The sequence below is a fragment of the Enterobacter sp. AG326 genome, from assembly GCF_004362415.1.
GTDB lineage: Bacteria > Pseudomonadota > Gammaproteobacteria > Enterobacterales > Enterobacteriaceae > Enterobacter > Enterobacter asburiae.
The window spans coordinates 128,546-146,936 of record NZ_SNXG01000001.1; the positions used below are offsets into that span (position 1 = coordinate 128,546).

Sequence of the window (18,391 nt, forward strand, 5' to 3'; positions counted from 1 at the left end):
TTATTTCCCTTACTTATCAACTAATCCTGAATGCAGGCAGTCCACCATTCCGATGACCTGTTTACCGGTTATCAGACTCGTGCACTCGTACTGTCGGGGGGTGTTCTTGTGATGCGGACACCACAAAAAATCTACGTGGTCAAAATCAACGGACGTGTCATCCCAGCAGCCGTTACAGTCATGGCTGCTGAACACCCGCCAGGGAGTGTAAAATTCGCTGTTGGGGAGACTGAATCCGCTGATTAACACCACCGGGATACCGGAAGCCCAGGCAAGCCATGACAGCCCGCTACCCAGTCCGATAAAGAAGCTTGCATGCTTTAACAGGTCCACACGCTCCTGAAGCGGAATGTTCCCCGTGAAGTCTTCGGCGCCCTGAGGAATGTGGTTCCAGATGAAGCCCTGGCCGTAATGTGCATGGCGGTCAATGCACAGCACCCGATATCCCAGAGATTTGAGGTGAGCAACTACCTCGGCCCAGCCATGGCCGTTGTTCCAGTACTTCGCCTGGTTGGTTGACTGCGCGGCGATGCAGACATACGGTTCGGCAATTTTTCGTTCCGCATCCAGCTTCAGTCGGGGAGGGCACTCCCGCGGATCGACCCCGAGGATATAGCCGGCATTGCGGTGGAAGCCGACCTTCCTGAAATCTATGGGTTGATGTGTGGTATCACCCTTAAAGAAGAGGCCTACATACCAGGACGCGTAGGGATTTACCGTCTGAAGATTGTCCTTGGTGGAGAACGTGATTTCGGGATACTGTGCGCTGAGTAGTTCAATGATTTCCTGCCCCATAACGCACTCAAGCTGACAGCGGTGCAGCTGGCGAAACCGCTCTGCATAATGGAACCACCCAAGCATGTCGCCCAGCGTACCCGTTGGGAAAAAGATGACGACGGGCTTGTCCTTCATATCCAGCGTTTCATCCAGGACCGGGCTCGCCGATCCCTGGTGGAATACCTGAATGCGGAAGCGGACGTAATATTTTTTATTACTGGTGACCCACCCGCCTTCTGAATCACAGCTGAAAAGAATATTACCGCTGTCGTCATCCATTAAGATGACGTGCCATTTTCCTTCCGGAAGCAAAACGCGCGCGCCATAGTTAAAATCATAAAGAATTCCGTCCGGCCCTGAGCATGACGGAAGCTCTGGAGGGTTTGGGAAGTTAGCTGACATATATAATTTGTCCTCGGTGGTAATTTTTAATCTGTAATAAATAGGTCGAGTGCACTACTGTTATTTAAGTAATGCTGTTCCATGATAGGTTGCGAATTGCTGTGTTTATGCTTTTGGAAAATGTTATATGTGCGTGCAAAACTCGTGCATGCTTACAGGTTTTGAAAATAGATAACCCTGAAAAATATCTACCCCTTTATCTTTCAAAAGCGATAGTTGTTCTTTATTTTCTATGCCTTCAGCAATGACATGAATTTGCAGCCGCTCTGCGAGAGTGATAATTGAATCAATCACCGCGGAATAGATTAATGATCCATTGCTGGCAATTGTGAGGCATTTATCAATCTTGATTGTTGAGAAACCTGCATGTTCAATATATTTAAGGCATGAACTCCCGCTGCCGAAATCATCAATCGCAAATCGCACACCTGACTCAGTAAGTTGCTGCATAGCATCGAGTGCAAAGTCGTCCAGGTTCATTGTTCCGCGTTCGACAATTTCTAGTGTGACAGCAATGCGTCCGTCGAATACTTTCTTAAAGTTCGTTACAGCTTCAATAACTCTTGAAGAGTTCAACTGTCTCGCACAGATATTGAAGGAAAGATAAAAGTCACCAGGTAGAATTCCTTCATAGTCTTCAAAAAATGCTTTAACATCAGACATCAGGCTGCATGTGACATCATTAATCACCTCACACGATTCCATTGCAGAAAGGTATTTTTCTGGAGATTGGTAAATCCCATCTTTGAGAACTCTGAGTAATACCTCTCCGCCTACGATCTTATCGCCCTTACATATCGGCTGGATGAAGGGAACAAATTCAGCACCGGTCAGTTCCGCTGATAAGATTGTTTCTCTAATCACTGTACGAGCTTTGATGAAGAAACGTTCTGCCTTCATGAGCACTTTGGTGCTTATCATAATGTCGCTCCTTATCTACTGGATTCGCTACCCGAGTTGTCTCTTCTTTCCCCGGACTGTGAATGGCGGTAGGGCGGATGACTACTCCTTAAGATTAAGAACCTGCTCATTCACTTCTGCGAATAATCCTATCAACCAAAAACGCAGTGTGGGTATATGTATCGTGGATTTGTTAAATTACAAATCAATGTTCTAATAGCGCATCTATTTACAAGCAATATGACTGCCAAGGCTGCTGCTGCACCTGGCTGTGCTAGGATGAAAAAAAGAAGCTGAAGGGTTTCCGTAAGTTGGACAAACGAGAGAAACCATTCAATTACCATCATGGATAAGGAGTCAGAGATGGTTTTCGTGATTGATAATAGGGTTTTCTATCGATCGGAAGATGGTGCTATATGGCCATCCGGAGACGAAGACTCTGCTGTCATTCTGACCCTGACAATGAAAAGACTTCTTACATGTCTTCTGGAAAAGCATGGTCAGGTTCTGACGCGAAATGAACTTCTGGATAGCGTCTGGGATGCTCATGGTCTCCGTTCTTCTAGTCATACGCTAAACAAATACATCTCGGAGCTTAGAAAGCATTTTGTACAGTTTGGGATTGTCGAGGAGTGTATCACTACCGTGCCTCGCGTTGGTTTTATGTTTAATAGTGATGTCGATGTAAGGACTCTGACTCAACCCACTATTGAGGGTAAGTCTCGGTTAGAAGATGAAAGAAATGATGCGCAAATAGTAACAGAACGCTCTCCGGTGCGAGTTAAATATAGAAGATTACCGTTCGCTCTGGCACTGGCAGTCCTTTTAATAAGCGCGATCTTGATTGCGTTAGGGCTTAGGGTTCCATCAAAAGATTTGGTTCAGGTAAGAGAATTGAAGACTTATTTTCTCTTTAACTATGGGTCGTGCCCTGTATACACTGTGCAAAGAAACTCCGCATCGCTTTCTGAACAAAAAAAAGACTTGTTCATCGAGTTAGCGAAGGAGAATGGAATTGACTGTCTGGAGGGAACCTCATTTTTGTATCAGGTTTCTGAGTCATATCTTTACGGCAATAAGGGACGAGCTTTCATCAGTCGATGTACGTCGAGAAACGACAAATATATTTCATGTCTGAATAACTATTGGAATGGTTATGAACGCACTCACTAAAAAAACAGGGTTGATTGCTTTACTTCTACTCGTTGTGCTGGCGTTGTCTGTTTGGTTTTATGTACACAAACGGCAGAATCAAAATTTTCTAAAAGTTAACTGCTCAACGATTTTACGCTATAACCATCAGGATCCTGATTTCGTCGCGACGCTGGACCTGGTCTTTCGTTTAGACGAAAACCATGATGGCCAAGCCGTCCTGTCTGGAAATATACACTCCGAAAAAGGGTCTAAAATTATTTCAAGAACCGTATTGTTCAGTTATGAAATGAACAGGCCTGACGAGATCTCCATAATGGATACGCGTTACGTGAAAACTCACCGCGACACGGCTGATGAGGAGAGCTTCAAAAGCAGTTTCTTTTATGTCCCGGATGGAACGGTCCGCCAGCTGAGAGTTGAGCCTTCCAATAATGGCTGGTTGATAGGAAACTTACAGTCGCCGTTTGCTCTGTGCGTGAACAGGGAAGGTTAAACAACCGGACGCTTGCTGCGGGAGGTTCCTCCTCCTGAGCAGGGCACTCATCCTTAATGCTGCCGCAACCATTCTTCTGTAAAAGTACGGGCAAAAAACCGTGAGGCGATTTTGCCTCGTGGATTGGGCGAGTGGTGTGCATTTTGGCTGAAAAAAGAACCGGGCTTCATGCCCGGTAATATACTTATACTGCGTGACAGCTGACGGACGCGATAATTTTATTCCCGCCCATATTCCCCATAATCAGATCGAGTAACTTTCGGTATTCCTCCCGGGTCATCACCTCCGCCCGGATTTCAGTTTTACCTTCTGTTTGCGCAGTAGCGGAATAAATCGCTTTCAGACTTAACGTCAACTCTTTCGCCATATCTACGATGCTTTGCCGCACCGCATCTTCATGCTCATCATTACAGGTGATTTTAAGGACATAGCATTTTTCGCCTTCATGAAGCACGGGCAGTTGATTAATTCGCTGCGCGGCTTCGCGAAGCAATATGTTAGCGCAGAGAATAATTAGGCTGGCCATGGCGGCATTCCAGAACTGGCCTAATCCGCACAGTACGCCAATTCCGGCCGAGCACCACAGCGTTGCGGCGGTATTCAAACCACGAATATTCATTCCTTCACGCATAATGACGCCAGCGCCAAGAAAGCCGATTCCGGAGACAATCTGCGCTGCGATACGCCCCGGGCTATCAGGAGAAGTCGATACCGAACTTAAAATGAATACTGCCGCACCCGTGGCAACCAGTGCATTGGTACGAAGCCCGGCCATACGCTGGCGCCACTGTCTTTCCGCGCCAATAATTGCGCCCAGCAGCATCGCTGCGAGCAGATGAGAGATATAAGGGAACATCAGCCTGTCGCCTGTTAACGTTATTAAATAATAAGCGTCAGTGCTTTGCTAAGCACATCATAACGCCGTTTAAATGCTAAGCGTGTCAGGACAACGGTGGCGGAAAGAGTGAATGAGTAAACATGAACATGCGATGCCCCACAAATTGAGTGGTTCTTACTGTGTCGGGATACAATCGCTTAAAGAGGATTGCTGCCCACCGTTTCAGGTAAGCAGCGAGAAAATCGCGCTAGCTTACCTTCGTATCGACTGTAAAATAACTTTCCAACGAAGGACTCCTGTGAAAATTTATTGCCAGTATAGTCAGGGCCGGTAATGAGTAAAGCGAAAAAACAGACTCCGTTATGAATTGTTTAAGTTCGGAAAGCATGTTTTTTAAGACGTCATCTGATTTTCAAAAATACCCGGTATACTACATTTTCTTTTTTACAGGCGATAACAGACAAAGGCAGGCAGTATGTCTCTTCGTTCGCTGCGGGCATTATGCCTGACAAGTTTTTTCATTGCGGATGTCCGCGATGGCCTAGGTCCTTTTCTCGGTATTTTTCTGACCGAACGCCACTGGACCCCTGATGATATCGGCATCCTGATGACGGCAGGTGGTCTGGCGGGATTACTGGCCACGCTGCCGGCGGGATTCATCACCGACACCTCACGCAGCAAGCGGACCGTGCTGGCGCTGGTGTGCCTGCTCATCACTCTTAGCACGCTCCTGCTCTGGTTTAGCCAGCAGAGCGCTGTTGTCGCTGTTTCGCAAATTGTCTCCGGTATCTGTGCGGCGTTTGTCGGTCCGCTGATCGCCGGAATTACCCTGGGGCTGACCGGTCAGGGCGGGTTCAGCGCGCAGATGGGCAAAAATGAGGCGTTCAATCACGGCGGCAACTTTGTTACCGCACTGATTGCGGGCGGCATTGCGTGGTGCTGGGGCGTCGGCGGGATTTTCCTTCTGATGACCTGTACCACGCTGTTAACGCTCTGCGCGCTGCTTGCCATTCGCAACGGGGATATTGATAACGACGCGGCGCGCGGGCTGTCCTCTTCCACGAGCCTGCCGGTTCCCGGCTTTGCCATGCTGATTAAAAACAGGGCGCTGTTTGTCACCGGGCTGACGCTGCTGCTCTTTCACCTGGCGAACGCCGCGCTGCTGCCGATGCTGAGCATGAGGGTGGCCGCCGCGCCCGCCTCGATCAACCCCGGGTTGTACGCGGCGGGCACCGTTATCATCTCCCAGGCCGTGATGATCCCTGTCGCCATCTGGGTCGCTAACCGAATAGACCGCTACGGCTACTGGCGCTTAATTATGCTGGCGCTGCTGGTGATGCCGGTGCGCGCGGCGCTGGCGGCGTCGACGGATGCGCCGCTCATGATGATCCCGGTACAAATCCTCGACGGGCTGGCCGCAGGGATCCTGGGGGTGGTGGTGCCGTCGTTTATCGTGGTGCTGTTGCGCGGAAGCGGGCACGTCAATGCCGGGCAGAGCGTGGTGATGCTGATGCAGGGGGTTGGGGCATCCATGAGTCCGGCGTTAACCGGCACGATTGCGGGTCATTACTCATTTGCCACGGCATTCAGCGTCCTGAGCGCGATTGCGCTGGTGGCCGTTCTGCTATGGTGGTGCTTTGCGCACCGAACCTGGGAAACAGACAGTACGCCGGGTGGGGCATAGCCACCACCCGGCGTCACGCTTATGCCAGTTCGTTAGGGCACGCTTCGCCCTTTTCCAGCTGCTGCAGGTTACCCAGCGTGGTTTCTGAAATGCTGATCAGCGCTTCGGCAGTCAGAAACGCCTGGTGTCCGGTAAACAGCACGTTGTGACAGGCAGACAGGCGGCGAAACACGTCGTCCTGGATCACATCATTCGACTTGTCCTCAAAGAACAGATCGCGTTCGTTCTCGTACACATCCATCCCCAGCGCGCCAATTTTTTGGGTTTTCAGCGCTTCGATAGCGGCCTGAGAGTCAACCAGCCCGCCGCGGCTGGTGTTGATGATCATCACGCCATCTTTCATCTGGTCAAACGCCGCCTGGTTAAGCAGGTGGTAGTTTTCCGGCGTCAGCGGGCAGTGCAGGGAGATCACGTCAGACTGGGAGAACAGGGTCGGCAGGTCGACGTATTCCACGCCCAGCTCCAGCGCAGCGGCGCTCGGGTACGGATCGAACGCCAGCAGACGCATGCCGAAGCCTTTCAGAATGCGCAGGGCGGCGATGCCGATTTTACCGGTGCCGATCACGCCCGCGGTTTTGCCGTACATGGTAAAGCCGGTCAGCCCCTCCAGAGAGAAGTTGGCGTCACGGGTACGCTGATAAGCGCGGTGAATACGACGGTTGAGCGACATCATCATGCCAATCGCATGCTCCGCGACCGCTTCCGGGGAGTACGCCGGGACGCGTACCACCCTCAAACCCAGCTCTTTCGCCGCGTCGAGATCCACGTTATTAAAGCCCGCGCAGCGCAGGGCGATATACTTCACGCCCTGTTTTTTCAACTCTTCCAGCACCGGACGACTGCCGTCGTCGTTAACAAAAATGCAGACGCCTTCACAGCCGTGCGCCGTTTTAGCGGTTTTTTCGGACAGCAGAAAGTCGAAAAATTCAAGCTCAAACCCGTAAGCCTCGTTAACATGTTGCAGATACTTTTTGTCGTACTGCTTTGTGCTATATACCGCGAGTTTCATAAGACTTTCTCCAGTGATTTTGCATTCACGTTAGCATGATTAAAATTATCTTACAATTTCTAAAATATTATTGAATTCAATAAGTTCTATCAATTATTCTAGAGCATATGTACACCCTAACTCCATGATATTCATATCCACCGATTTCTTAAGCGGGCCTGACACCAGCGACATGTCTGCTTGTTTTACTCTAAGGGGCTATGGGGGATACTAAAGTCACAACAAGTGCGTATGTTTGGGGAAGTGGTTTACCAATGCTTGAAAATGTGACTACCTTTAGCTGTTAAAATGACGTAGCTCTTTGAATGTCCTAACATTGAAGGTAGTATTACTACTATCATTTAAAATGACAGGGAGACCGAATGTACAACCATAATCGGGATAAAAGTCATTTCGAAGAGAAAGTCTTAGAGATTGAAAATCTTGCGCAGCGAATTGCCACAAAGCATTTGCTTTATGGTACCGCTGGCATGTTTTTTGAAACTCAACAACTTGTTGCTCATCTGAGAAGGGAGATCGAGTCGCATTGCTTGACCTGGTCAGGCGGGATTCAATTACTTGATGAACAGATACATCATCTTAAGGAACAGGATGACTTACTTACCTTCAATAAGGCTAAATTATTCATTGTTGTTGAAAAAAATCGGACAACAACGACGACTTTAGCGCTTAAACAGATCGGTTTCGTTGCCGGTGGGGCGCAAGTGTATGGGGGCGCTAGTTTATGCGTCGGTTCGCTTGGTCTTGCCTGTGCTGCGTATGGTGCACCTATGATTACTCATGGGCTAAACAACATGTATGAAAATGGGTATTATCTTCTTTATCGTGAAGATCGTTCTGGCACGCTAAGAGATGCTTATCGTTACGCAGCAGCGAAGCTAGGCTATGGGAATAATGAAGCTGATATTGTCTATGGTGTAGTTGATATTTCTTTATCAGCCTATGGCGCGGGCAGGAGAGTACTGGCTCCCAGAGAAAAATCCTGGAGTCTGTTTCGCAACATCGAATCTGATTATATCAGAGGATGGCAAGAGGCTTCTAAAACAGCGATGGCTCTGGATTTAACCAGTGGAAGCGTCACAGGTTGGCAGATGTACCAGATAGCTAAAGAGAATTAATTATGTCGGAACAGTTCGAGTTGTCATTAACCCCACCGATTCTACCTGCTGTGTGCTATTTCATTGTATCTATTGCCATTTTTTGCTTATTGTACCTCGGGAAACTCAAGGTCAACAGGCTTCGTAAATATCCTCTCTTCATCGCCTATACGCTGTTTGTGATAGCTATTGCAGCCATTCAAATTAACGTTTTTGCCAACGGCTATGAGTTTGTTAGTGGTTTTTTACGTATTGATTTTGATCCCTGGCGGTACGACTCGGTGTATTGGGGGTCATTGATATTCGCCATGCTTTACCTGCTGGCAATGCCACGGAATAGGTATTAATTTCGCAACTCTGCTCTGCGATTATTATTGAATTTATGCGTAACCAATTGAACCTAAAATATATTCTTTAGGTTACGCATGGCAAAAAAATCACCGCTTACTATTACAGCATCTATTCTTAACTTAGCGTTAACTTCAACTCAATCGCTAAACATGCGACAATGATCGGCACTGCCGGCTTAATTCTTTCGCTAAATCAGGATATTAACTGCCCATGAAGGGTAAATACAAAGCCGCTCTTGCGCTTTTACTGCTGTTCATATTGTTGCCGCTGACGCTGCTGATGACGCTCGCCCAATGGGTACCGACGCTCGCCGGGATCTGGCTGCCCGTCGGAACGCGCATCGCTTTCGAAGAAAGTCCGAAACTGACTCGCCACGCGCTTGTGATCCCCGATCTTCGCTATCTGGTTGAAGACTGTGAAATTGCCCGTATCGATAACGTGACGCTGTCACACCCGAGCCGCTGGAAGCTGGATATCGGCGCGCTGGATCTTAACTCCATTTGTCTGAGCAAAATTCCCCAGTCTGCGCCCTCAACGGTCGCCCCCAAAACGCTGGCGCAATGGCAGGCCGTGTTACCGAATACCTGGCTCACGGTTCACCGTCTGACGCTTTCGCCCTGGCAGCAGTGGCAGGGCGAACTTCATGCATCGCTGACGCCGTCCATTCAGGAGATCGCCTATAAAGGCGAGCAGGTCAGCATTAAAGGTACGCTTCGCGGTCAGACGCTCTCGGTCAGCCAGTTCGATGTACAGCTCCCGGACCAGCCGCAGCCGATTAAGCTGGTGGGCGAGTTTACCCTGCCGCTGGTACCGGATGGCGTGCCGGTGAAAGGCCACGCGGTCGCGACCTTTAACGTGCCACAGTTAACGTCTCTGGTCGATGCCGATCTGGACTGGGAAGACAATCAGGGACAGCTGGTGGTGATGGCGCGGGACAACCCCGATCCGCTGCTCGATCTGCCGTGGCAGATTACGGCGGAGCAGCTAAACATCAGCGACGGGCGCTGGAACTGGGATCTTTCCGGTATGCCGCTTAGCGGGCGCGTGTCCCTTCGCGCGGACAACTGGCAGCAGGGGCTGGATAAAACCACCCTGACCGGACGACTGAATGTGCTTACCCACGGTGACGCGGGGAAAGGCAACGCGGTCTTGAACATTGGGCCCGGCAGGCTCGGCATGGAAAACAGCGACATGCCCCTGCATCTCAGCGGCGAGGCGAAGCAAAACGATCTTATTCTTTACGCCAAATTGCCCGCCACGCTGACCGGCAGCCTGTATGAACCGCAGCTGGCCTTTGAGCCGGGCGCGCTGCTCCGCTCGCGCGGGCGCATTATTAACTCACTCGATATTGATGAAATCCGCTGGCCGCTGGCGGGCGTGAAGCTGACGCAGAAGGGCGTGGACGGCCGCTTACAGGCTATTCTGCGCGCCCATGAAAACCAGATGGGCGATTTTGAACTCCACCTGGACGGCCAGGCCAACGACTTTTTACCTGATAACGGCCTGTGGCAGTGGCGCTACTGGGGTAAAGGCGGTTTTACGCCGATGCATGCCCGCTGGGATGTCGCCGGGAAAGGCGAGTGGCGCGACAACCTTATAGAGCTGACGGCGCTCTCCACCGGTTTTGACAAGCTCCAGTACGGCACGATGGAGGTCAGCAAGCCGCGTCTGGTGCTGGATCAACCGGTGCGCTGGTTGCGTGACCCCGATAAACCGTCCTTCAGCGGCGCGCTGTCGCTCAACGCAGGGCAAACCCGTTTCTCCGGCGGCAGCGCGCTGCCGCCCTCGGTCCTGACCTTCAGCGTCGACGGCACCGACCCAACCATTTTTCAGTTTAAGGGCGACCTCCATGCGGACAAAATCGGCCCGGTACAGGTGAACGGTCGCTGGGACGGCGTACGTCTTCGTGGGCAGGCCTGGTGGCCGAAACAGTCCCTCACCGTCTTCCAGCCGCTGATCCCGCCGGACTGGAAAATGACGCTGCGCGACGGAGAGCTTTACGCGCAGGTCGCCTTCTCGGCGGCGGCCGATCAGGGCTTTGAGGCGGGCGGGCACGGCGTGCTGAAATCCGGCAGCGCCTGGATGCCTGATAACCAGATTAACGGCGTCGATTTTGTGCTGCCGTTCCGCTTCAGCGAGGGAACCTGGTCTCTCGGCACGCGCGGCCCGGTCACGTTGCGCATTGGCGAAGTGGAAAACCTGGTGACCGCGCGCAACATAACCGCCGATCTACATGGGGATTATCCCTGGACGGAGGACAACCCGCTGCTCCTCACCAACGTGAAGGTGGAGACCCTCGGCGGGAAGATCACCATGCAGCAGCTGCGGATGCCACAGCACGATCCGGCCCTGCTGCGCGTGGACAACATCTCCTCCAGCGAGCTGATTAGCGCCGTTAATCCGAAACAGTTTGCCATGTCAGGGCCGGTGAGCGGGGCGCTGCCGTTCTGGCTGGACAATGAAAAATGGATCATTAAAGATGGCTGGCTGACCAACCCGGGGCCAATGACGCTACGCATCGACAAAGATACGGCCGACGCCATCGTGAAAGATAATATGGTGGCGGGCGCGGCGATTAACTGGCTCCGCTATATGGAAATTTCGCGTTCGTGGACGAGAATCAATTTAGATAATCTGGGTGAATTAACCATGCAGGCGACCATCAAGGGGACCAGCCGGGTGGATGGCAAAAGCAGCTCCGTCAACCTGAACTATACCCATGACGAGAATGTCTTTACCCTCTGGCGCAGCCTGCGCTTTGGGGACAACCTGCAAACCTGGTTTGAGCAACATGCGGCGATACCTGCTCCCCGCAGTTTGACTGGCAAGGAAAGTGAGGAACAACAATGAAAAAGATGGCTGGTGTGCTCACCGTTGCCGTTGCCGCGCTACTGACCGGCTGTACGCCGCGCATTGAAGTCGCTGCACCAAAGGAGCCGATTACCATCAATATGAATGTCAAAATCGAACATGAAATCCATATTAAGGTCGATAAAGACGTTGAAACCCTGCTGAAATCGCGCAGCGATCTGTTCTGAGGATGCCATGAAACGATTAGCTCTGATTTTACTGGCGCTGGGGATGAACGTGCAGGCGGCTGCGCTGACCTTAAACGATGCCCGGGCGCAGGGGCGCGTGGGGGAAACCCTGAGCGGCTATCTTGCCCCGATTCAACAGGACGCGGAAACGCTGGCGCTGGTCAATCGTATCAATGCGGCGCGCACGGAAAACTATCAGAAGCTGGCTGACAGCAATAATTTGCCGGTCGATGAAGTGGCTAAAATGGCCGGTCAGAAACTGGTTGCCCGCGCGCAGCCGGGCGAATACGTAAAGGGCATTAACGGAAAATGGCTCAAAAAGTAGTTAGCGGTAGCGCCTGCGGTATTCACCCGGCGAGACGCCAAAACGCTGCTTAAACGCCGTTGAAAAATGGCTATGGTCGGTGAACCCCCAGCTGTAGCCAATGCCCGCCAGCTTTTCATCATCACCGGTAGATTGCAGTGCCTGCGCGCAGAGATCCAGACGACGGTTTTTGATGTACTGCGCCACCACCAGCCCCTTTTCGGCAAACATGCGGTAGAGGCTGCGCACGGACATACCGCTCTCGGCGGCAATCCATTCCGGGCGCAGCGATTCAGACTGAATATGGTCGTCAATCAGCGCCACCACATGCTGGAACTGGCGCTCCTTGCGCGGCTGAATGATTTCACGCTGCTGGAATGCGGGGCGCAGCAGGCAGATCATCGCTTCGAGCGCCGCTTCGCTTTCGCGGTCACTCAGGTCGGCATTGCTCATGCTCTCCATCAGCAGGCGATGGCTCAGCTGTACCGTAGGCAAGGTGCGGGAAAGGGCGGTCGCGCAGCTTATCTCCTGGAAACGACACTGCTGCTCAATAATCTGACGGGGAACCAGCAGCGAGATCTGACGGGATTTTTCCCGCCAGTTGATCGAGCAGGGACGCGACGCGTCAATCAGCGTAATATCACCGGTTCTGAGCAGCGCGCGACGGTCATCCTGCTCAATTTCCGCGCTGCCTTCGAGCTGGAACACGGTATAGAACCAGGCATCATTACTCTGAGCGATCTCCTGACGGGAGCGGAACAGGTTAACGCCGCCTGCGGTCACGGTGCTGAGCTTCAGGCTGCGCGCATAGCTGGTCTCCAGCTCGCCGAAGAATTTGCCCCCGGTGGGCTGCGCGTTAAAACGCCCGCAAACCTGGTTAATTTGCGCCAGCCACTGCTGATACTGTTCCTGCTCGCTTGCACACGCCATCGCTTCTCTCACTGCACCGTCAACGTTTTCGCATTGTTGCATTTGTGTTGCATTTTGTCAGAGCTATGAGGCTGACTATAGGAAAGAACACTCACCGGTAACAGCGATATAAGCGGCAATTATCGCGATTTGCGGAGCCTGTCACAGGTGGCAAAGCGAATGTCACAGAGACAAAAGCGAGAACGCAAAACCCCACTTAGACTGGATGGACACCCTGCGAAGAATAACGAAGGAGTATCCTATGTCTGAATCACAGGTGGCCATTCAGCCTGCCGTACAACAATTTTTAGACCGACAGCATGGCCTGTGGATTGAAGGGCGTCAGGCCGCGTCGGACAGTGAAAAGCGGCTGAACGTCTTCAACCCGGCCACGGGCGAGGTCATTGCCTCGACTGCCGATGCCAGCGTCGACGACGTTGATCGTGCCGTCATGTCCGGCTGGCGCGCGTTTGTCGCCCGCAGCTGGGCCGGAAAACTGCCGGCGGAGCGCGAGCGGATCCTGCTTCATTTCGCCGATCTGGTCGAGCAGCACAGCGAGGAGCTGGCCCAGCTTGAAACGCTGGAGCAGGGCAAATCCATCAACATTTCCCGCATGTTTGAAGTCAGCTGCACCCTGAACTGGATGCGCTATACCGCCGGGCTGACCACCAAAATTTCGGGTAAGACCCTCGACCTTTCCATTCCGCTGCCGCAGGGCGCCCGCTATCAGGCGTGGACGCGTAAAGAGCCGGTTGGCGTGGTGGCCGGGATTGTGCCCTGGAACTTCCCGCTGATGATCGGGATGTGGAAAGTGATGCCTGCGCTGGCCGCGGGCTGCTCTATTGTCATCAAGCCGTCAGAGACCACGCCGCTGACGATGCTGCGCGTGGCGGAACTGGCAAGCGAAGCGGGCATTCCGGACGGGGTGTTCAACGTGGTAACCGGGAGCGGCGCGGTGTGCGGCGCAGCGCTGACTTCGCATCCGCATATTGCAAAGGTGAGCTTTACCGGCTCAACGGCGACGGGCAAGCAAATCGCCCGCGCGGCGGCGGACACGCTAACCGGGGTGACCCTGGAGCTGGGTGGGAAAAACCCGGCTATCGTACTGAAAGACGCGGATCCGGAGTGGGTGATCGAAGGCCTGATGACCGGCAGCTTCCTGAACCAGGGGCAGGTGTGCGCGGCGAGCTCGCGCATCTATATTGAAGCGCCGCTGTTTGACACGCTGGTCAGCGGGTTTGAGCAGGCGGTGAAATCCCTCAGCGTCGGGCCGGGCATGTCGCCGGAAGCGTTTATCAACCCGCTGGTGTCGCGCGCGCACTGCGACAAGGTGCAGACCTTCCTTGATGAAGCCAAGTCGCGCAACGCGGAGCTGATCGTCGGTAACAGGGGGCCGGAAGGCAAAGGCTATTATGTTGCGCCGACGCTGGTGGTGAACCCGGATGCCTCGCTGCGCCTGACCCGAGAAGAGGTGTTTGGCCCGGTGGTCAACCTGGTGCGCGTCGCTGACGGGGAAGAGGCGCTCCATCTGGCAAACGACAGCGAATATGGCCTGACGGCCAGCGTCTGGACGCAGAATATCAGCAAGGCGCTGGAGTATACCGACAGGCTGCAGGCGGGCACCGTCTGGGTGAACAGCCATACGCTGATCGACGCCAACCTGCCGTTCGGCGGCATGAAGCAGTCCGGCACCGGGCGTGACTTTGGCCCGGACTGGCTGGACGGCTGGTGTGAAACCAAATCGGTATGCGTGCGGTACTAAAAAACAAGCCGGGTGGCGGTTACGCTTACCCGGCATGCTTTCGCCCGATGGCTATTTTAGCGAGGCGGCGATGACCGATGGAATAGCGTCAAACGCCTGCGCAACGCCTTTAGTCCGGATCTCCTCACCGCGCGTTGCCCCTTCCGCACGAACGAATTCCACCCTGTCGATGCCCAGAAAGCCAAAAAATTTCTGCAGGTATCGCTCCTGAAAATCCATGTCTTCGATTGGCGTACCGTGATAGATCCCGCCGCGGGTGGAAACGACGATAATCCTTTTGCCGGTCGCATGCCCCACCGGGCCCGTCGGGGTATAGCTAAAGGTTTTTCCCGGCTGAGCCAGTCGATCTAACCAGGCTTTAAGCTGCGTTGAGACTGAGAAGTTATACATAGGGGCGCCTATCACGATGAGGTCGCTATTGAGAAATTCGTTCACAAGCGCCTCGGACAGCTCGTGTTCGCGGACGTCTTCAGCCGTAGCGTCCGCGGCTATCCGCAGCGGCCGGAAGCCTGCAGCAACGGTGCCGGTGAGATGGGCGATGGGGGTTTTAACGACGTCGCGATAAACCACCTTATCTGACGCGAGCTGGCGAACCACCTCTGCCGTCAGCTGACGTGAAAGTGAGAACTCGCCGTTAATGCTTGAATCTATATGCAGGATATTCATTTTTTTGTTTCCTTTGCGTCGGTCTGGGTTGCTTGTTCGATAAACTGGCTGACGGCGTCCGGGTGGGAAATCATCGACATATGGCTGCTCTTAATACGCAGGACGGTGGCGTTCATGGCGCCGGCAAGCTGCTGCTGGACGCCGGGAGAAAGGGCGCGATCGTCTTTGGTTATCAGATACCATGAGGGCTTTTCGCGCCAGGCGGCATGTTCGACCTTCTCGCTAAAGGCGTTTGCCGCGATGGGCTGCTGCGTTGCCGTCAGCAGCTTTACGCGTTTAAGAGGCAGGTCATTGGCCATCGTGCGCTGATAGGCATCGGGATCGTCCAGCCAGATCAGCCCATTATTATCCGGGCGCATATCGGCCATCGGGGCGTTAAGGCGGGTAAGAAGAGAGGTGACCGATTCACCGCTGTCGGGGGCAAGGGCGGAGAGAAAAACCAGCTTTTTCACCTTCGGGTTATTGCCTGCCTGAGCGATGACCGCGCCAGCCCAGGAGTGGCCGACAAGGACCACGTTCCCTTGCTGACGGTCAATGACACGCTCCGTGGCGGCGACGTCATCCTTCAGCGAGGTTAGAGGGTTTTGCACTGCCGTGACGCGGTAGCCCCGGGTCTGCAAACGGTCTATCACTTCCTGCCAGACGGAACCGTCGGTAAAGGCACCGTGAACGAGGATGATGTTATTAATCCGCGCCTGTACAGGTTGGGATGCAGCCATGCAAAGCAAAGAAAGAAGAACGGGCAAGCGTGTCGGTTTCATAGGCGTGACGTAATTTCCTGAGAGACGTTGAAGCACAGTGTAACGAGAGGCACAAAGAGGTTTGTAGTGTCTGAAATGACGGTTAACATACGAAATCAGACATTCTGCTCAGGCCTGAATCATGAGAATTGGCATTTTAGCGTTACCCGGAAGTATGAAATCCGCCGTGGCTGGGCTCTGCGACATGTTCTGGCTCGCTAACGAGGTGATTGCCCAGCAGCCGGACGGCGAGGGCATATCGCCATTTGAGGCGGTCATCATCACGGCGGAAGGAAAGCCGGTCCCGGACGCGCAGGGTCGGCCGATCGAGGCCGATGGGAGCTTTGTCACCGGGGGAACCTTCGACCTCGTGATTGCCTGCGGGATGAAGCTTGACGAGCAGAAACGCCCGGTCTCGCTGGCGACGGTCCACGAGGCTGGCGCATGGCTGCGCGACCAGTATGATAAAGGCGCGATGCTTGCGGGAGCCTGTGCCGGTGGGCTGGTTCTCGCCGAGGCGGGTGTACTCAATGGCCGGGCATGCACGACGACATGGTGGCTTTACCATACTTTCCGCCAGCGTTATCCGCTCAGCAAACCCGTCTGGGGGAAAGCGCTGGTGCAGGACGCGCGGGTTATCACATCCGGCGGCCCGCTCTCGTGGGTTGACCTGGCGCTGCATATCATCCGTCTGCACGCGGGGCAGACGCTGGCGCGTCTGACGGCCGATATGGCCGTGGCTGACAGCCAGCCTTTGTCTCAGCAGGTTTACGCGCCAGCAGGTTTTTTAAATTCAGTACATCCGATGATAATGAAAGCGGAACATCTCGTCCGATATGTAAATCCGGCGATTACCGTAGAGCAGCTTGCCCGGGCGCTGAATATGACCACTCGAACCCTTCACCGAAAAATGGCGGAGGAGATGAATGAAAGCCCTAAAAACTTTTTGACCCGCATGCGCGTTGAAAAGGCGATGCGTCTCCTGGAACAGCCGGGGTACGTCATCGCGCAGATTGCCGGCGCTTGCGGTTACGCTGACGACACGGCATTCAGGCGCGCTTTCACTGGCGTGACGGGAATGTCGCCCGGACAGTACCGCAGGTGGATCGCCGGGCGTCAAACGGAATAGCCCCCGTTCTCAGCGGCATACTCGATCCCGCCCGGCCTCCTTCGCCCGATACAGCGCCGTATCGGCGCGGGCGATGATCTCGGTGCCCGCTAACCCTTCCGCCATGCTCGCAATCCCCATGCTCGCGGTGACATGGTCGCTAACGGTTGAGGCGCTGTGCGGTATGGACTCCGCGCGCAGGCCGTCCTGAATGCGTAAGGCCACCTTTTCAGCGATGTTTTCCGGACAGTTAAACAGGATCACCACAAACTCCTCGCCGCCGTAGCGTGACACCACATCGTCAGGCGTGCGCACCGACTGCTTCAGCACCCGCGCCACGCGCGTCAGGCAGTCGTCACCCGCCTGGTGCCCGTAGGTGTCGTTGTAGCGTTTGAAATAGTCGATATCCAGCATAATCACCGAGAAGATTTTTTTCTGCTCAACCGCGTTCTCCAGCACCACTTCCATTTTCCGGCGATTGGCGGTTTTGGTTAACGGATCCTGATGCGCCAGCGCATCCAGTCTGGAGATCAACAGCTGATTTTGCTGGTTACGTCGCCAGGCCTCGTCAAACCAGCTTAGCAGGATGAAACGCCCGCAGATCAGGATCAGCGTAAAGACGCTCCAGATAACAAAAAAGTGAAGGTTGAGGCCATCGTTCCGTATCCAGCTTGCTACCGGCAGGGTGATCCAGAGCGGGAGCACAAAGGCGAGTAGCCCTTCAGGATAAAAATAGAGCGCCGTTAAGCCGGCGAGTAATAAAATAACGCACAGCGGCCAGACGTGCGGGAGCAGCAGCTGGGTGATAAACCAGAAGCAGGAGACCGACCAGATGGCGCTACAGATAAACAGCACCACGCTGATGCCGGCGATGCGTCGCCAGGCCATGAGGATCAGCGCAGCGGAGAGGATGATAATGCCGAGCATGGAGGCATCGACTATTCTCGTCAGCTGCGGCGAGTGGGGATAAAGGGGATCGCTGGTATTAAGCAGGACGTGGCGAAGCAGGATCATCACCGCGAAGCTGATATTCACGAAGGCCAGCCACGGCAGGTTCATCGCCAGCCCGTGCATGACCATAGCATGGCGCGTTGGCCAGGTTGCCCGTTCAAGTGTCGGTTTTTTTCTTTTTTCCATTGACGCTTTTACCCTTTCTGG

General features: G+C 53.7%; 18 protein-coding genes. 10 read left to right on the plus strand and 8 right to left on the minus strand.

Annotation, left to right across the window (positions count from 1 at the left end; translation table 11 throughout):
- Positions 1-9 precede the first annotated feature (9 nt).
- Positions 10-1,179 carry an autotransporter strand-loop-strand O-heptosyltransferase gene (locus tag DFO52_RS00620; RefSeq protein ID WP_133548770.1) on the minus strand — a complete coding sequence of 390 codons (1,170 nt, stop codon included), beginning with the start codon at positions 1,177-1,179 and terminating at the stop codon, positions 10-12.
- 123 nt (positions 1,180-1,302) lie between these two features.
- Positions 1,303-2,100: an EAL domain-containing protein gene (locus DFO52_RS00625; RefSeq protein WP_133548772.1), complete on the minus strand. Its 798-nt coding sequence runs from the start codon at positions 2,098-2,100 to the stop codon at positions 1,303-1,305.
- Positions 2,101-2,442: 342 nt separating this feature from the next.
- Between DFO52_RS00625 and DFO52_RS00630 the strand changes: the two genes are divergently transcribed.
- Both DFO52_RS00630 and DFO52_RS00635 read left to right on the plus strand, forming a co-directional pair.
- Entirely contained in the window at positions 2,443-3,252 is an 810-nt protein-coding gene (locus DFO52_RS00630; protein WP_133548774.1) for a helix-turn-helix domain-containing protein, read from the plus strand.
- The gene (locus DFO52_RS00635; RefSeq protein WP_133548776.1) at positions 3,236-3,727 is read left to right on the plus strand and encodes a hypothetical protein; all 492 of its coding nucleotides are present in this window, start codon (positions 3,236-3,238) and stop codon (positions 3,725-3,727) included. The genes DFO52_RS00630 and DFO52_RS00635 overlap by 17 nt, the downstream gene beginning before the upstream one ends.
- Positions 3,728-3,911: 184 nt before the next feature.
- On the opposite strand, the gene DFO52_RS00640 is transcribed toward DFO52_RS00635, so the two are convergent.
- The gene (locus tag DFO52_RS00640) at positions 3,912-4,583 is read right to left on the minus strand and encodes an MgtC family protein (RefSeq protein WP_133548778.1); all 672 of its coding nucleotides are present in this window, start codon (positions 4,581-4,583) and stop codon (positions 3,912-3,914) included.
- Positions 4,584-5,040: 457 nt separating this feature from the next.
- Here DFO52_RS00640 and DFO52_RS00645 point away from each other — a divergent pair, with 457 nt between their 5' ends.
- Positions 5,041-6,249 (plus strand): MFS transporter, encoded by a 1,209-nt coding sequence (locus tag DFO52_RS00645; protein ID WP_133548780.1) that lies wholly within the window; start codon positions 5,041-5,043, stop codon positions 6,247-6,249.
- A gap of 19 nt (positions 6,250-6,268) precedes the next feature.
- Here the strand turns inward: DFO52_RS00645 and DFO52_RS00650 are convergent, their stop codons facing one another.
- Positions 6,269-7,258, minus strand: coding sequence for a 2-hydroxyacid dehydrogenase (locus tag DFO52_RS00650; protein ID WP_023311563.1), 990 nt, complete (start codon positions 7,256-7,258; stop codon positions 6,269-6,271).
- Positions 7,259-7,620: 362 nt separating this feature from the next.
- On the opposite strand from DFO52_RS00650, the gene DFO52_RS00655 reads away from it, so the two are divergent.
- The 5 genes from DFO52_RS00655 (at position 7,621) to DFO52_RS00675 (ending at position 12,069) form a co-directional block, all read left to right on the plus strand.
- Complete coding sequence (locus DFO52_RS00655; protein WP_029739418.1) at positions 7,621-8,376, plus strand: DUF4225 domain-containing protein; 756 nt, start codon at positions 7,621-7,623, stop codon at positions 8,374-8,376.
- A 2-nt stretch (positions 8,377-8,378) separates the two neighbouring features.
- A complete protein-coding gene (locus DFO52_RS00660) occupies positions 8,379-8,702 on the plus strand; it encodes a hypothetical protein (RefSeq protein ID WP_029739419.1) in 324 nt (107 codons plus the stop codon).
- A 214-nt stretch (positions 8,703-8,916) separates the two neighbouring features.
- A complete protein-coding gene (locus DFO52_RS00665) occupies positions 8,917-11,556 on the plus strand; it encodes a YdbH family protein (protein ID WP_133548782.1) in 2,640 nt (879 codons plus the stop codon).
- On the plus strand, positions 11,553-11,744 hold the full coding sequence (locus DFO52_RS00670) for a YnbE family lipoprotein (RefSeq protein WP_014169918.1): 192 nt from the start codon (positions 11,553-11,555) through the stop codon (positions 11,742-11,744). Before DFO52_RS00665 ends, DFO52_RS00670 begins: the two co-directional genes overlap by 4 nt.
- Positions 11,745-11,751: 7 nt before the next feature.
- Complete coding sequence (locus DFO52_RS00675) at positions 11,752-12,069, plus strand: YdbL family protein (RefSeq protein WP_028017556.1); 318 nt, start codon at positions 11,752-11,754, stop codon at positions 12,067-12,069.
- Here DFO52_RS00675 and feaR read toward each other — a convergent pair whose 3' ends face one another.
- On the minus strand, positions 12,070-12,978 hold the full coding sequence (gene feaR / locus DFO52_RS00680; protein ID WP_033145415.1) for a transcriptional regulator FeaR: 909 nt from the start codon (positions 12,976-12,978) through the stop codon (positions 12,070-12,072).
- Between the two features lie 241 nt (positions 12,979-13,219).
- On the opposite strand from feaR, the gene DFO52_RS00685 reads away from it, so the two are divergent.
- Positions 13,220-14,719: an aldehyde dehydrogenase family protein gene (locus DFO52_RS00685; RefSeq protein ID WP_133548784.1), complete on the plus strand. Its 1,500-nt coding sequence runs from the start codon at positions 13,220-13,222 to the stop codon at positions 14,717-14,719.
- A gap of 51 nt (positions 14,720-14,770) precedes the next feature.
- On the opposite strand, the gene DFO52_RS00690 is transcribed toward DFO52_RS00685, so the two are convergent.
- Both DFO52_RS00690 and DFO52_RS00695 read right to left on the minus strand, forming a co-directional pair.
- Positions 14,771-15,385 carry an NAD(P)H-dependent oxidoreductase gene (locus DFO52_RS00690; RefSeq protein ID WP_133548787.1) on the minus strand — a complete coding sequence of 205 codons (615 nt, stop codon included), beginning with the start codon at positions 15,383-15,385 and terminating at the stop codon, positions 14,771-14,773.
- Positions 15,382-16,104, minus strand: coding sequence for an alpha/beta hydrolase (locus tag DFO52_RS00695; protein ID WP_243737939.1), 723 nt, complete (start codon positions 16,102-16,104; stop codon positions 15,382-15,384). The genes DFO52_RS00690 and DFO52_RS00695 overlap by 4 nt, the downstream gene beginning before the upstream one ends.
- A 163-nt stretch (positions 16,105-16,267) precedes the next feature.
- On the opposite strand from DFO52_RS00695, the gene DFO52_RS00700 reads away from it, so the two are divergent.
- On the plus strand, positions 16,268-17,254 hold the full coding sequence (locus DFO52_RS00700; protein WP_133548791.1) for a helix-turn-helix domain-containing protein: 987 nt from the start codon (positions 16,268-16,270) through the stop codon (positions 17,252-17,254).
- 9 nt (positions 17,255-17,263) lie between these two features.
- On the opposite strand, the gene DFO52_RS00705 is transcribed toward DFO52_RS00700, so the two are convergent.
- A complete protein-coding gene (locus DFO52_RS00705) occupies positions 17,264-18,370 on the minus strand; it encodes a GGDEF domain-containing protein (protein ID WP_133548793.1) in 1,107 nt (368 codons plus the stop codon).
- Positions 18,371-18,391: the final 21 nt, after the last annotated feature.

Bases quoted from the DNA above. Each gene is read 5' to 3' on its own strand.
- DFO52_RS00620 (WP_133548770.1), bottom strand. From the start codon at position 1,179: ATGTCAGCTAACTTCCCAAACCCTCCAGAGCTTCCGTCATGCTCAGGG.
- DFO52_RS00625 (WP_133548772.1), bottom strand. From the start codon at position 2,100: ATGATAAGCACCAAAGTGCTCATGAAGGCAGAACGTTTCTTCATCAAA.
- DFO52_RS00630 (WP_133548774.1), top strand. From the start codon at position 2,443: ATGGTTTTCGTGATTGATAATAGGGTTTTCTATCGATCGGAAGATGGT.
- DFO52_RS00635 (WP_133548776.1), top strand. From the start codon at position 3,236: ATGAACGCACTCACTAAAAAAACAGGGTTGATTGCTTTACTTCTACTC.
- DFO52_RS00640 (WP_133548778.1), bottom strand. From the start codon at position 4,583: ATGTTCCCTTATATCTCTCATCTGCTCGCAGCGATGCTGCTGGGCGCA.
- DFO52_RS00645 (WP_133548780.1), top strand. From the start codon at position 5,041: ATGTCTCTTCGTTCGCTGCGGGCATTATGCCTGACAAGTTTTTTCATT.
- DFO52_RS00650 (WP_023311563.1), bottom strand. From the start codon at position 7,258: ATGAAACTCGCGGTATATAGCACAAAGCAGTACGACAAAAAGTATCTG.
- DFO52_RS00655 (WP_029739418.1), top strand. From the start codon at position 7,621: ATGTACAACCATAATCGGGATAAAAGTCATTTCGAAGAGAAAGTCTTA.
- DFO52_RS00660 (WP_029739419.1), top strand. From the start codon at position 8,379: ATGTCGGAACAGTTCGAGTTGTCATTAACCCCACCGATTCTACCTGCT.
- DFO52_RS00665 (WP_133548782.1), top strand. From the start codon at position 8,917: ATGAAGGGTAAATACAAAGCCGCTCTTGCGCTTTTACTGCTGTTCATA.
- DFO52_RS00670 (WP_014169918.1), top strand. From the start codon at position 11,553: ATGAAAAAGATGGCTGGTGTGCTCACCGTTGCCGTTGCCGCGCTACTG.
- DFO52_RS00675 (WP_028017556.1), top strand. From the start codon at position 11,752: ATGAAACGATTAGCTCTGATTTTACTGGCGCTGGGGATGAACGTGCAG.
- feaR (WP_033145415.1), bottom strand. From the start codon at position 12,978: ATGGCGTGTGCAAGCGAGCAGGAACAGTATCAGCAGTGGCTGGCGCAA.
- DFO52_RS00685 (WP_133548784.1), top strand. From the start codon at position 13,220: ATGTCTGAATCACAGGTGGCCATTCAGCCTGCCGTACAACAATTTTTA.
- DFO52_RS00690 (WP_133548787.1), bottom strand. From the start codon at position 15,385: ATGAATATCCTGCATATAGATTCAAGCATTAACGGCGAGTTCTCACTT.
- DFO52_RS00695 (WP_243737939.1), bottom strand. From the start codon at position 16,104: ATGGCTGCATCCCAACCTGTACAGGCGCGGATTAATAACATCATCCTC.
- DFO52_RS00700 (WP_133548791.1), top strand. From the start codon at position 16,268: ATGAGAATTGGCATTTTAGCGTTACCCGGAAGTATGAAATCCGCCGTG.
- DFO52_RS00705 (WP_133548793.1), bottom strand. From the start codon at position 18,370: ATGGAAAAAAGAAAAAAACCGACACTTGAACGGGCAACCTGGCCAACG.